Origin of the sequence: Pseudomonas panipatensis, from assembly GCF_900099785.1 — a bacterium.
GTDB lineage: Bacteria > Pseudomonadota > Gammaproteobacteria > Pseudomonadales > Pseudomonadaceae > Pseudomonas > Pseudomonas panipatensis.
The window spans coordinates 1-13,922 of the sequence record NZ_FNDS01000006.1 but is presented as its reverse complement, the minus strand read 5'-3'; the positions used below and the strand labels follow the sequence as shown (position 1 = coordinate 13,922).

General features: G+C 65.5%; 9 protein-coding genes and 2 pseudogenes. All 11 read right to left on the bottom strand.

The genetic code is table 11. The features are described 5' to 3' along the window. Positions 1 to 16: 16 nt before the first annotated feature. On the bottom strand, positions 17 to 1,351 hold the full coding sequence (locus BLQ74_RS14730; protein ID WP_090263399.1) for an aromatic ring-hydroxylating dioxygenase subunit alpha: 1,335 nt from the start codon (positions 1,349 to 1,351) through the stop codon (positions 17 to 19). A 158-nt stretch (positions 1,352 to 1,509) separates the two neighbouring features. After that, on the bottom strand, positions 1,510 to 2,514 hold the full coding sequence (locus BLQ74_RS14725; protein ID WP_090263396.1) for an AraC family transcriptional regulator: 1,005 nt from the start codon (positions 2,512 to 2,514) through the stop codon (positions 1,510 to 1,512). 490 nt (positions 2,515 to 3,004) lie between these two features. Continuing rightward, positions 3,005 to 3,541, bottom strand: coding sequence for a cupin domain-containing protein (locus BLQ74_RS14720; protein ID WP_090263394.1), 537 nt, complete (start codon positions 3,539 to 3,541; stop codon positions 3,005 to 3,007). Positions 3,542 to 3,603: 62 nt separating this feature from the next. Next, on the bottom strand, positions 3,604 to 4,710 hold the full coding sequence (locus BLQ74_RS14715; protein WP_090263391.1) for an alcohol dehydrogenase catalytic domain-containing protein: 1,107 nt from the start codon (positions 4,708 to 4,710) through the stop codon (positions 3,604 to 3,606). A gap of 153 nt (positions 4,711 to 4,863) precedes the next feature. Further along, positions 4,864 to 6,132, bottom strand: coding sequence for a DUF1329 domain-containing protein (locus BLQ74_RS14710; RefSeq protein WP_090263389.1), 1,269 nt, complete (start codon positions 6,130 to 6,132; stop codon positions 4,864 to 4,866). Positions 6,133 to 6,152: 20 nt separating this feature from the next. After that, positions 6,153 to 7,757 (bottom strand): DUF1302 family protein, encoded by a 1,605-nt coding sequence (locus tag BLQ74_RS14705; RefSeq protein ID WP_090263387.1) that lies wholly within the window; start codon positions 7,755 to 7,757, stop codon positions 6,153 to 6,155. Positions 7,758 to 7,822: 65 nt separating this feature from the next. Then, positions 7,823 to 10,198 (bottom strand): efflux RND transporter permease subunit, encoded by a 2,376-nt coding sequence (locus BLQ74_RS14700; RefSeq protein ID WP_090263385.1) that lies wholly within the window; start codon positions 10,196 to 10,198, stop codon positions 7,823 to 7,825. Between the two features lie 34 nt (positions 10,199 to 10,232). Next, positions 10,233 to 11,204 (bottom strand): YCF48-related protein, encoded by a 972-nt coding sequence (locus tag BLQ74_RS14695; RefSeq protein WP_244507200.1) that lies wholly within the window; start codon positions 11,202 to 11,204, stop codon positions 10,233 to 10,235. A 406-nt stretch (positions 11,205 to 11,610) separates the two neighbouring features. Continuing rightward, positions 11,611 to 12,462: a methyl-accepting chemotaxis protein gene (locus BLQ74_RS28125; protein WP_425287499.1), complete on the bottom strand. Its 852-nt coding sequence runs from the start codon at positions 12,460 to 12,462 to the stop codon at positions 11,611 to 11,613. 9 nt (positions 12,463 to 12,471) lie between these two features. Beyond that, a pseudogene (locus BLQ74_RS28120) lies at positions 12,472 to 12,645 on the bottom strand (HAMP domain-containing protein); the annotation flags it as partial. Positions 12,646 to 13,794: 1,149 nt separating this feature from the next. Then, positions 13,795 to 13,922 (bottom strand): annotated as a pseudogene (locus BLQ74_RS14685) (4-hydroxy-2-oxovalerate aldolase); the annotation flags it as partial.

Sequence of the window (13,922 nt, the reverse complement as noted above, 5' to 3'; positions counted from 1 at the left end):
CGGGCTGGGCGAACGGTCAGTCTTCGATCTGTTTGACCCGGTAGCCCGGACGCCGGCCATCGGCGGTGTCCTTGAAGATCAGGCTGCTGTCCTTGACCGAACCGGCCACGCCACGCCCCGGCTTGGCGATGCCGCGGTTCCAGCGCGATGCCAGCTTGCGCCAGGTGATTGGCGAGACGTCGGTCGCCACCAGTTGCTCGTCGTCCCAGCCGGTGCCGTCGATGTAGAAGTTCTGCATGGCTTCGCGGGCGTAGATGTCGCAGTCGTTGAAGCCGTGCAGGCACAGCGGCTTGTACACATGGTCGTAGCGGTACTGATGCTTCTGCCGCTCTTCCGGGGTGTCGCAGACGCGCACGATGATTTCCCAATACTCATGGGTGTCGTCGGTGATCGGCACATACCACTCGTACTGGGTCATGTGCTCGCCCGGCCAGTTCTCCACCATCAGCACCCCCGGCAGAACCACCGAGGTGCGGTAGTGGCGACCATTGAGGCCGTCCACCTTCAAGCCGAGTTCCTTGTTCTCCAGGATCGGCGCCCACTTGTCGGTGAACAGCCATTGCATCAGGCCCTTGGGACCGTTCTCGTCCTCCACCACGTCGATGCAGTCATCGCCGACCGGCAGCAGGCCCAACGGCAACACCCAGTCCATGGCATGGACGATGGTGTTGTCCTTGTGCACCAGGATGTGCGCGTTATCGAAACCGTTCTCGCAAGCGATGCGCCAGTTGCCGAAGCCGGTGCGGTGCATGCCCAGCACTACCGCGTTGTCGTCGAGCACGCTCGGCGAAGCCGGCCACAGCGGGTGCGGGAACTGTTCGCTGCGCTCGGGGAAACGGAACGGCAGGTCATGCGCCAGCGGCGGGACGTCCTCATCGGGGAAGTCATCCTCGCGGACGAAGACGAAGATCATCCCGTTGACCTCGTGCACCGGGTAGGTGGTGATGCCGGTCGTGCCGATCAACTTGTCGTCCGGGTTGGCGACGATGGTCACCAGCTTGCCGCTCTCCAGGTCGAAGGTGAAGCCGTGGTACCAACAGGAGATGGTGCTCTTGTTGAAGCAGGTGGGTTTTTCCGAAAGGCGCACGCCGCGATGCAGGCATTGGTCCTTGAGGGCGTAGACCTGACCGTTGACCCGGCGCAGGACGATCGGCACGCCGCAGATCTGGATGCCCTCTACCTGGTCCTCGGCCAGCTCGTTGCTGAACAGCGCCGGGTACCAGTGGTTGATGAAGCCCCAGGCGGCATCCTTGTAGGGCTGGTACTGGCTCTGGGTCTTGGCGTTGTTGGCGCGGGCATCGCTGATGCCCGTGGTGACCTTGCGACGGCGAATGATGGGTTGGTCGGACATGGGGGAACTCCCGATAGGCTGACTGGACAGGCGCCACTTCATGCGGTGCGCTTGCAGGTCATCCTAGGAAGCAACGCTCTGGCTGACGCTCCAATGACTGAGGGGCTTATCCCTCCAGCGCAGAAAATGCGGGGGCTGGACTTCCCTGTCCGCGCCGCTCAGCGTGCCAAGGTTTCGGAAGGGCTCTCGCCGAAGCGGCGTTTGTAGTCGGTGGTGAAATGCCCCAGGTGGCTGAAGCCCCAGCGAAACGCCACGGCGGTCACCGTGCTGCCGCCCGGGCTCTGCCGTTGCAGCTCCTCATGCACGTTGCGCAGGCGCACCTCCTTCAGATAGAGCATCGGCGAGGTGTTGCGGAAACGTCGGAAGCCGGTGAACAACGAGCGGCTACTGACGCCGGCATACTCCGCCATGTCGACGATGGAGATCGGCTCGTGGGCGTGCTCCTCGATGTAGCGCTCTACGCGCTTGACGAACGATGGGGCGATCGATGGCCCCTCGTCAGCCATCAGCTCGGCGCTGTAATTGTTCGGCTGGCAGGCCAGCAGCATGCTCACCAGGGTGTGCTCGAACTGGCTGGCGAGGATGGGCGGCAGTTCGCCCTCATCAGCCGAGAGGCTGTCGTAGAGCCAACCGACCATGCGCATCCAGCGCCGGCCCTGCGGGGTATCGAGCGGCATCGCGGCCTGGAATTCGATGTCCTTGCGCAGGCTACGTCCCAGATGCTGCTGGCAATGGCGTTCGAGTACGTTGTTGTCGAGACGGATGATCAACTTTTCGGTGCTGTTGCTGTGGTTGATCACGAAGGGCACATGGGCGTTGAGGATCGAGGCCACCGTCGGATCGGAGAGGACGCGCTGCTCGCCGAAATCGATGCGCTCCTGCCCACGGATCGGCATCTGGATCAGGCTGAAAGTCTCCAGCTGGCCCGGGTCGATACTGATATCGCCGCCGTAGCTCATGCGGCCGATGCCGATGCCGCCGAGGCGCCGGTAGTAGATGCGGGTGTTGACCGAGCCCTTGGCATCCAGGCTGCGCAAGCGGTTGGCGCAGAAAATGCGCTCGCCCCAGTGACGCGCTTCGTCGAGGTCTCGGGTACGGCATACCTCGAAGCGCGATAAGACCACGTCCGGCGGAACCGCCGGAGAGAAATACAGGCTTTCCATGGAGCAACCTCCCCCGCCTGGGCACGCAAGCGGACAGACTGACACGGTTATGCGGAGCGCAATTTCGGTTCGGCGAGCGGGAGCGCCAAACCCCTTTTTGTTGGTATTTGCGAGCACAGTCGCGACCCATGCCTACGCATGACCACCGGCGGATCAGTCGCTGAGCACTGTCACTGTGCAGCGCCGATCCATGGGTGGGCGGCCTTCACCGCGCACGGCCCTTCTCTACTCGTGCAAAGCATGGAAACCACGGGACTTGCCGTACCTGGCCGGTGGGCCGGCCAGGTACCACCGGGGAGCGAGGCAAGAAGCATGCCCCGCAATGCCGCGGCGGTAACTTTCGCGAGCCGCCGCCGACCAGCGGGAGCAAGGCTCGCGCGCCACTGTCCCGCGCTCGCCATCCATGGCTCTGGAATGCGCCTCGCGCGCTGTCGTCCGCGCGCGGCGCGACGCCCTCGCGAAGGGCCAGCAGCGCTTGACTTCGCGCGCGCTAGCGCGTTGCACCGACCATTACGAAAAGCATTCGCGCCGGGGTGTTACCGGTGTTACGCCAGGCATGACGAGTACCCACCTGCACCACCACATCGCCCGGGCGCAGCAAGGTGCTGTCGCCCTCGTCGAGTTGCAGCGATATCTCGCCATCGAGCAGCACGCCATAGTCGATGCTGTCGGTGCGATGGAAGCCCGGATGCTCAGCCTCGAAACGCTCGCCCAGACCTGGCAGGCGTTCGCAGAGTTCGGCCGCGGCGGCCTGCGGATCGAAATCCACGGGCAGTGGCTGACCCTGCGGCGGGAAGGTCACCAGCATCGCGCTGGTGCCACCGACAGCGGGTAGCACCGAGTGCACCGCCTGAGTGGGATCGGCCGGCTGCGCGGCGAGTAGCGGACGGGGGTCGGTGCGCCAGATCAGCGCGGCGGCAAAACCCGGCGAGTGCCGGAAGCCTTCGCCTCCGGGAAGCGGCCCGGCGCTGACCACCTGGGAGCGGCCACTGCTGTCGTGGCCGGTGACGATTCGACGTGCATTCATGTTCGGCTCATCCTTTGGCTGGGCCGGGCGCATGCGCCGATGCACCCGGACGCGGGTCGGGTTCAGGCGTGCAGAATGTGGAAGTTGCAGAAACCACTGGCCTGGCTCTGGATATCGTCCAGCGCCTGGTTGAGCTGCTCCAGCGGATAGGCACGCTCCTCCAGGGGCGACAGATCGAGGATGCCCGAGGCAACCATGCCGGCCATCTCGTCGCCCTCGGCGGTGGTGAACCAGAGTGAGCCGATGTACTGCAACTGCGCGCACATGAAGGGATGCGGGTCGATCGGAATGGGCCCGGCGACACCGCCGATCTGCACGATGCGCCCGCCCCGGCCCACCGCGCGCATGGCGTCAACCGAGAGTTCCGCCGGCGCCTTCGCGCCCAAGGTATCGAGCATCGCGTCGACACCGCCGGGAACGATTTCCAGTACCTGTTCATGGATCGCCCGCGCGCCGATCCGCACACACTCGACACGCTCCGGCGCCAGCGCCTTGAGGCGCGCCAGGGCCGCCATGTCGCGCGCCGCGACCACCACCTTGGCGGCGCCGAAGGCTAGCGCCAGCAAGGTGGCGCCAACCCCGAGGGTACCGCTGGCGCCGAGGATCAGGATGCTCTGCGACGGACGCAGCGCGGCCTTGCGGATCGCCGAGTAGGCGGTGCCGAGATAACCGAAGCGGGTCGCCTGGGCGAAGCTCAGGGATTGCGGCAAGCGCACCAGGTTGTTCGCCGGGGCGACCATGAACTGGCCGTAGCCGGCATGCGGGTAGCGCTGGAAGATTGCCTGCGAACCGCTGCCGAAGCCGAAGTAGCCGAGGAACGTGTAGGCCTCGCAACGCGGCGTCTCGCCCTGCTTGCAGTGACGACACTCGCCGCAGCCGACGCCGGGGTTAACGTAGACGCGGTCGCCCGGCTTGAACGCGGTGACCGCCGAACCGACCGCTTCCACGGTGCCGGCGCTATCCAGGCCGAAGATCGCCGGCAACGCTGGCAGCGGCAGGAACGGATACCACTCGGGGAAGTGCGTGGTGACGTTCTTCAGGTTGGGGATGATGCCGCTGGCCGCCACCCTGACCAGTACGTCATGGGCGCCGGGTTGCGGGCGTGGTACTTCGTCGAGCTGGAAGCGCCCTCCGATCTGGTGCAGACGCGCGGCTTTCATGGTTGACATAGTGCTGTCCTCCGGCTGCCGGCGGCCATGGGCGAGCCAGCAGGCCAATTGTTGTTGTGATGGAAGGACCGAGGCTGCTGCGTGGGCCTGCATGAGCGGGCCCGCCGAGCCAGCCGAGGCGCCACCGGGGGCGCCTCGGGCCAGCACGCGCGATCAGCGGCCGGCGGCCTGCAGGGTCTGCAGCGAGAAGTCGCTGGCCTTGGCCGAGAAGTTGGTTTTCCAGGTGGCGGTATCGATCAGCGAAACGGTGGCGTGGTTGCGCTGGAAGTCGATCACTGCCGCGGCGGTGGTGCGGACGTCACCGTCAGCCACGTTGGAATAGGAATGGAATTCCATGAACTTCCAGAACTCGCCTTTGCGGTCATAGGCTTCGGCGTAGTAGAAGCGCGGGTACTTCACGTCCATGTAGAGCACTTTCTTGCTGTATGGGTGCATGGACGGGGTGATCGCCTCGATCACGTAGACCTCGCGCGGCTCGAAGACGTTGTTGTTCATGTTCCAGTACGGCGGCTGGTCGTCCAGCACCGGGTACTTCTCGGCGAAGCTCTTGCCCGCCGGATTCCACAGCCCGGTCTTGCTGTGCGCCGCGGCGAGCACCCAGCGCTTGCCGACCATCTTGTACTCGGGGTACCAGCATGGCCGCGCATTGAACACTTCCAGGTCGTCCTGCAATTGGTCGGAGGAGCCCACCGGGTCCATCCAGGCGCCGCCGGACAGACGACGCACCCGGCGCACGGCGGGAATGTAGGCCCACACGTCATTGACCTTTTCCGAGTCATACATCTGCGTATAGGTGCCCAGGCCCTTCATGTCAGAGGGCGACTTGAAGTAGAGCAACTGGCGGCCGCGCTCGGAGCCATCGCCTTCCACCGCCACCTCGCCGGTCAGGCGCCCTTTCATGCTGTAGCGGCTGTACTCGGCCACCGGCTCGGCGTGGATGCCTTTCTTGCCGTCGATCAGCACCTGGGTGAACTGAGCCACCTTCGAGACGTCACCCACCAGTTGCCCGAGGCTCCAGTTCCAGACCAGCTTCTCGGCGGCCTGCGGGTCTTTCATGTCGACGTTGGGGAAGGGCTCGCCGGCGCTCCAGCCATCCACGCGGCAGGCTTGCTTGTTGATGCTGGTCTTGCCGGCGTTGGCCTGGGACGCTTTTACCCAGCGCGGGTCGAGGGCGACCTCCTGGGACTTGGCCAGCGGCAGCTTCCAGCCGTTATTGCGGATGCGCCACTCCATCTTTTCGGTGAGCAGGCTGGCAATGCTGTGGCCTTCGAAGGTGTCGTTCTTGATCTGGTCGATGTTGGCGGCGGAAATCACCGTGCCGGCCGGCACTTCGGCGGCGCCGGCCAGGCCCGGCAGGCCAGCCGCGGCGATGAGGGCGCCGACGGCGAGGGACTGACGCAGGGAGACGCGGGATAGGGTCATGACGGGTTCTCCGATGTGGCTCAGAAGAGGTAGGTCAGGCTGGTGTAAACCTGATCACGATCGTGGAAGTAACCGAACAAGGTGGTGCTGTCGCAGTTGGCGGCTTTGCCCGGGGTGCACTTTTCAGAATTGCGCCAGCCGTTGTCCCAGAAGGCGTCGTACTCGACTTTCCAACGCCACTTGCTGGAAAACTCGTAGGTCACCGACGGCACGGCGAAACCGCCCTGGTTGGTCAGATCGGAGCCCAGCACCAGTTGCGGGTGGACGCGGCCGTTGTCGTAACTCAGATCGAAAATGGTGGTGGCCAGGACCGAGTGTTCCTTGACCTTGCCGCCCCAGCCGACGCTGTAGAGCAACTCGTCGTTCTTGTCGTAGTTCTGCACCCACTTGTCGAACAGCTGAACGGAGAAGAACATCGGTTTCTCGGTGCCCAGGAGGGTCTGGGTGGCGGCGATGTTCTTGTCCATGCGCAGCATCAGCGCGGCCACGTCCTTGGTCTTGTAGCCATCGAAGCCGGGGGCGATGTTCTGGCTGAGCAAGGTCGGCACCGGCAGCTCGATCTGGTAGGGCGCATCCTTGATGTACGCCGCCTCGGTGCTGAATACCGCGTCGGCCCAGTCCGAGTAGCGGCTGGCGGTGAATCCGTAGATGTTGACGATCGGGTAGATGATCTCGCCGGCCAGTCCCTTGGTCTGGTCGGTCCCCACCGTTTGCGCGCCGGACGGCACATTGGGCATGCCGAACAGCGCCAGGTTGTTGGAGGCATTGAGGATCGGCGAGTTGTAGAAGGTACGCAGGTAGGACAGCGAATAGTTGGTGTCGCCCAGCATCCCGCTCCAGCGCAAGCCGCCGGTCCAGTGGCGATAGTCGCCGGCATGGTTCTCGAAGTTGTAGGGGTCGATGTTGCGGAAGTCGACGCCTGCATAGGGCTGGCTCGACCAGCGCCCGCCGTAGACGTCGATCTCGGTGCCGATGTCCTTCTTGCTGTCCAGGCCCGGACGCACGAAGACCTCGATACCACCATTGGCCTCGGGTACGTCGACGTTCATCTTGACGATGTTGTTGGTCTTGCGCAGTTCCTCGTTGGCCGGTTCGAGGAAGCTGCGCCAGGTATCGTCGAAACCATGCACCAGGTCGTTGGCGGCGAAGAAGTCGGTCTCGCCCCAGGCGATCTGCTGCTTGCCGATACGGAAGCGGGTGCGTTCGCCGAGCGGGAAGTCGACGTACAGTTCGCGGATCTCCTGCTTGTCATAGAGATCCATGATGTCGCCGCGATCACCGGAGTGGTAATTGTTGGCCCCCATGTCCTCCAGGTGCTTGAGGAAGTCGGTCTTGACCTCCCGTGTGGCGCGCAACTTGGTCACCACCGAAACGTTCTCGGCGGCCTGCCAGTCGAGGTTCAGGCGCGCGGTGCTGCGCGCCATCGACAACTTGCCCTCATCGCTGTAGCCGGGCGTGTCCTGCCAGTTCTTCGCGTTCCAGGACAGTTCCTCGCGCAGATAGCCATCGACCTTGAGGCTGTCGTCGGCCAGCGCCGGTGCCGCGAGCGGCGCCAGCAGCATGGCCAGGACCAGCGGATGCAACGAGTGATGCGAGTGGGTGCATTGATTCTTGTACGGGTTCACCTGTTATCTCCCCAGCGGGTTACGGCAGTAGCAAGCCATCGGTTTTTCTTGTTTTGCGGATCGTCTCAAGCCAACTGAAACGGGGATTTCGGCGCCTCCGCCAAGTGACTGTGCGGCGGCGCGGCGAAGATGAATCGGGGGCGGAACACATAGATCAGAGCGGGCATCACGAAGAGCGCGGAGAGCGCCGAGACACTCAGCCAGATGGCCATCAGCAGGCCCATCTCGGCCTGGAAACGCAGCGATGAAAGCCACCACAGCAGGGTGCTGGTGATCAGTACGCCGGCGGTGACGATCACCCCCATCCCCGCTGAATGCAGGGCCTGGCGCACGGCATGCTCGGGGCTGCTGCCGGCGGCGATTTCTTCCTTGATGCGGTCGGCGATGTAGAACGCGTAGTCGACTCCCAGGCCGATACCCAGGGCGGCCACCGGCACGGTGTTGATGTTCATGCCGATGCCCTTCCATGTCATGAAGGCGAAGGTCAGCATGTTCGAGATGATCACCGGCACCATGAACAGCATGCCGGCCACCGCCGAGCGATAGACCAGGGTGCAGAGCACGGCCAGGACCAGCAGCGCGAGGGCGATCGCCTCAATCTGGCTGGAGAGGATGATTTCGTTGACCGCCGCCATCACCCCGATGACCCCGCCGGCCAGTTGCCAGTGCCCGGCGGACAGCGGGTTGGCGGCGATGAACTCCTTGATCCGTGCCACCGCGGTGCGAATGGTCTCGCCCTGGCGGTCGCGGAACATCAGGGTCACAGAGCCGTTGGCGTACTTGGTGTCGGTGAAACGGTCCATGTCGCCGGGTTCGGAAACCGAGTCCAGCATGGCCACCAGGCTGCCGTTGATCGCATCGCTGCTGCCCAATTCGAGGTAGCGTGGATTACCTTCGCGCAAGCTGCTGTTCACCAGCGGCAGCGCATCGGCCAGGGACAGCGAGCCGCCGATCTCCGGTTGCGCCTCGATGAAGCGCTGGAAATGGTTCATCGCGCGCAGCGCTTCGCTGCTCTTGATCAGGCCCGGCTGCCGATCGTCGCCGAGCACCACGAACATCCGGTCGACCCCCTCGAAACGGGCGTTGATCGCCGCCGAGTCGAGGTTGTACTGCGCCTGCGGCCAGAGGATCGGCGACCCCGGATTGGCGTCGCCGATCTTCAGGTTGAGCGCATACAGGCCGGCACCCAGTACCACCAGCAGGCTGATGCCGAGCACCAGGTAACGGCCGCGCGAAAGGGTCACCGCGACACTCAGGTCGAGCACCTTGCGCAGCGCCGGCAGGCAGTCGAAGGGATGCGCATTGCCGTGCGGACGGCGAATCCAGGAGAGCATCACCGGGGTGAGGATCACCGCGCTGACCGTAAGCGTCGACACCCACACCACCGACAGCACGGTGAGCTTCTGCAGCATCGGGATCGGGCTCAAGGCCACCACCGCCATGCACGCGGCATCGGCCACCACGCCGAGCATGCCGGGACGGAACAGATCGGCCAGAGCCACTCGCGCAGCCTGCCGCGAAACCTCGGCGCCGGCCGGCAACAATGCCAGTTCGTCGTCGAAGCGGTTGACGATCTGCACCGAGTGGGAGACGGCGCGCGAGGTGATCAGCATCGCCACCACGATCACCAGCGGCTCGAAGTTGATCCCCAGCAGGCGACAGATGCCCAGCGCCCAGATGGCGCTGACCGCACCGGCGAGCAGCGGCAGGAACACCCCGCGCCAGGTGCGCAGCAGGATGAACAGCAGCACCAGGGTCACGCTGATCGCGGCGAGCACCAGGTTGAGGGTTTCCGGGACATGGTGGCTGACCCAGCCATACAGGATAGGGTCGCCGACCACGCGGATCTTCACGCTGCCGTCATCGACCTTGGCGATCAGGCCGCGCACCTGATCGAAGACCTTGGCGTAATCCACCTGCTGGTCGATGAAGTCGACGGTGACCAGGGTCGCCTGCAGGTCCTTGGACACATAAGGGCCATACACCAGCGGGTTGCGCAGTACGGCCTGCTTGAGCGCGGCCATCCCCTCGGCGCTGTCCGGCACGTCCGGCCACATCAGCGGATGACTCTCGATGCCGTCGGTGGATGCGCGCACCTCCTTGAGCTTTTTCGAGGCCAGCGAGGTGATCTGGTACTGGTTGACCGCGGACACTTCGCGCAGTCCCAGGGTGACCTGGCGCACCTTGTCCAGCACGTTTTTCTGGAACACGTCGCCCTGCTCCACCTCGAACATGATGGTGACCAGGTTGGAACCGCCAAAGGTGTCCTTGAACTTCTCGTGGGTGCGCACGTATTCGTGGCGCGACGGCAGCATGTCCTCGAAGACCGTGCGGACTTCGATGTGCAGCGCGAACCAGCCGAGGACGGCGGTGAGCGCCAGCAGGATGCCGGCCACCCAGGCGCGCCGGCGGATGCAGAAAGCAGCAATGCGTTCGATCATGTCGGTGTCTCTACAGTGGGGGACCAGGGCAGGCTCAAGGTTTCAGTGGCGACCAGCGCTGCTGGTCCCAGCGACCGATACCGTCGCCGGCAAGCCAGATCGATGGGCCGCTGAGCAGCGCCCCCGTGTGCCAGGAAAGGTCGCGCGCATCGAGGGTGCCGCTGTGCCAGGACAAGCCATTGGCGCCTTCGCTGCCGCTTACCCAGCGGCCCAGCGCGCCGACCGCGAACCACTGGTTGCGGCCGGCATCCCAGAGCACGTTGAACAGGTGATCGCGCACGCCCAGCTCGACGGGCTGCCACTGCCGCCCACCGTCGCGGGTCACCAACACGCTGCCCTCCACGCCGACGGCCACGCCGTTGCTGGCATCGCGGAAGCTCACCGACATAAGCGAGCCGGGCACCGGCGGCGGAATCTCTTTCCAGTGGCCCCCGGCGTCGTCACTGAGCAGGATTCGGCCAACCTCGCCGACCACCACCATGCGCCCATCGCCCAGCAGTGCGACGTCGTTCCAGGCCACGTCTTCTTCGTCACGCAGGCGTTGCCAGGAAGCACCGAAATCGTGGCTGGCCAACAAGGCGCCCATTTCGCCGACCGCAATCGCCAGACCACCGGCGGCGACACGCACACGGTTGAGCTTGTTCGCCACTTGCGAACGCGGCACGCCGCTGGCGCTGCGCCAATGCTGGCCGGCGTCGGTGCTGAACAGAATCACCCCGTCGTTGCCCACCGCCACTGCGTGACTGGCATCCCAGGCAGCGATGTCCTGCAGGGTTTTGTCCGTGGGGGTCTGCCGGCGCGCTACCTCGCCGTCGCCGGCGATGGCCAGGATCTTGCCGTTGGAGCCGGCGGCAAGGATCGCCCCGCCCGGCAATTGCGCCAGCCCGTAGAACTGGTCGCGGCGTTCCAGGGCCGGCGGCGAAACGCTGGCGCCGACCGGCTTCGGCTTGATGAACAATCCGGCCCAGAGCAGGCCGCCGATGATCGCCCAGGGTAGAATCACCATCGTCGCGTTCGCCGCGCGACGGCCGAGCCCTGGCCGGGCAAGGAGCTGGGGAGGTGGGGTTTCGTCGAGGCTGAGTAGCTTTGTCATTATGAGTCGAGTCCACACACAGGGGTCGTCCTTGGCTGACGACCGGGGCGACTCAACTTTAGGGAGGACCCCGAAGGCGGGACTATCCCGTCACTGCACGGCTTATCCCCTCTGTGCCGATTAGTGCTGCAGGTCAACGTCAGCGCGAGGGCGGCCCGCGCGCCACGCCGTCCAGGCGCGCAATGCCCCCTTCGGGCACCGCCGAGAAACGCGCGGGGCCAGGCCGCCCGGCTGGCGATCAGGCTTGCGCTGCCGAGCCCGGTATCGCCGCCCCATCCACGGCCTGGCGCATGCCAGGAGCGCTAGCGAGCGCCACCGGTCACAGGCGGAAGCGACTCACCAATGCGTTCAGGCGTCCCGACATTGACTGCAGATCCTCACTGCGCCGGCGCACCCGAGCGGTGCCCTGGGCTACGCCCTCGGCCGACGTGGCGATCGTCGTCAAGCCGCGCGACAGTTGCTCGCTGGTGGCAGCCTGTTGGCTGGTGGCGGTGGCGATCTGCTGACTCATATCGCGCACCTGTCCGATTATTCCAGTGATGTGCCGCAGGGCCTCGGCGGCCTCGAGGGCTCCGCCGACATTGGCCTGGGCCGTGGAACGGCTTTTCTCGACCATGCCGACCACGGTGCGGGTACGTTCCTGAATCTGCGCGATGCTCTTGCAGACCTCCACCGTCGAGCTGTGTGTGCGTCGCGCCAGCGCTCGGACTTCGTCGGCGACCACGGCGAAACCACGCCCCTGCTCTCCCGCCCGCGCCGACTCGATGGCGGCATTCAGCGCCAGCAGGTTGGTTTGCTCAGCGATATCCTGAATCACCGAGACCACGGTACCGATGTCCTGGCTGGCGTCATCCAGCTGCGCGGCGAGCAGACTCATCTGCTGGAGCCTCTGCGCATCTGCTTCGATGGCTGCGCCAAGGCTGGCCACAGACGCCTGGCCGAGAGCCACGACGCGATCGCCCTCGCGGGTCGCCTGAGCGGCCCGTTCGGCATTGTCCGCCACCTCCTCCACCGTGGCGGCCATCTGCTGCATCGCCGCCGCCACCAGAGCCACTTCATCGCGCTGGGCATCCACGCCGATGCCAGCGGCCTGGCTCTGCTCCTGCAAATCCTCGGCGGCCCGCTGCAGCGTCTGCCCGGTGCCCTTGATCTCCGCCACCAGCTCGGCCATGGCCTCGAGAAAGCGGTTGAACTCGCCCGCCAGCGTGGCGAGCTCATCGCGGCCGCGGCTCGGCAGCCGCGAAGTGAGGTCCGCTTCGCCGCAGGCCAGCGCCCGGAACGCGCCAACGATGGCCTCCAGCGGACGCGCCAGCGCTCTCCCCAGCCAGAGGATCAGCCCTCCCGCCAGCAGCATGCCGAGGCTGCCCAGCAGCAACAGTTTCAGCGCCAACGCATGGACACCCCCGAGCAGCGCCGCACTGGGCAGCGCCACACCGAACGACCAGGGCTCGCCGGTGACGCCAATGGACACCGGTACCGCGACCAGGAAGATTTCCTCCCCCAGGGCCGGCGAAACAAAACGGCTCGACAGTGACCGGCCATTGCGCACGGTATCGACCATGGCCTGCAGGTTCGTTCCGAGGAAATCGGCCTCGGTTTCGGCAGTGTGTCGTCCCACTCGCCGAGGGTCCGGGTGGGCGACCAGGGTCGTGTCGTTGGCCGTCAACGCCGCCAGGCCGACACCCAGCGGACGCAATTGCGCGACCCGCGCCTGCAACTGCGAGGCATCCAGCGCGAGCCCCAGGTTGCCGACCAGGCGCCCGTTCTGGCGCACCGGCAACACGACCGGAATCACCGAGCGCATCGAGTCGCCGCCGGGCAGCGCGCGCGGCGGCTCAGCCCGCTCGCGCTCCGCCAGCCCCTCGCCCAGGGCACCGAGCAAAGCCCCGCGCTGAGCCGCGGGCGCGGGCTGCGCACCCTGTCCGCTGCGCAGCCAGAAGACCGCCTGAGTGTCAGCGCTCTGCGCCGGGAGCCACCAGGCGGCGCTTACCTGCGGACTGACCTGGAGCAGCGATTCGAGCAGTTGATCGGCAATCCGCATGTCCGGCAACTGCCCGTCCAGCGTCTCGTGGCCGAGCATGTCCGAGGTGATGCGCGCAGCACGCAGCGCGTCCTCGAAATACCCGGCTATCTCGGCCGCCTGCTGCTGCACGATCGCTTTCACTGCGACCTCGGCGAGCGCCTCGGTGGAGGCCTTGCTGGATTGATAGACGAGCAGAACAGTGACCAGGTAGATGATCAGCGTCAGCGGAAGTATGGTCAGCAGCAGCTTGTTCTTCAGCGATAGATTGGCCAGCATCACGGTTCCTGAAATGGCGATGGGCCCAACCGCCGAGCGCAACGCAGGACAGTTGCCGCATGACCTGTCGAGAGGACGCGGCGATCAGCATCGGGGGGGAGGACGCTCGACGGGCGTTCGTCGAGTGCGGCCGGACCGGGCAGCAGGCACCGGGCCGGTTTCAGGGATGCCCCGGGCCAGCCACTGGCCGGGGCATTCAGGCGCTCAGCGCGCGGACGGGCGCCGTGCGCCAAGCAGGTCCAGCGCCACGTCGACGATCATGTCCTCCTGGCCGCCGACCATGCGCCGTTTGCCCAGTTCGACGAGGATGTCCACGGCCTTGATGCCGTACT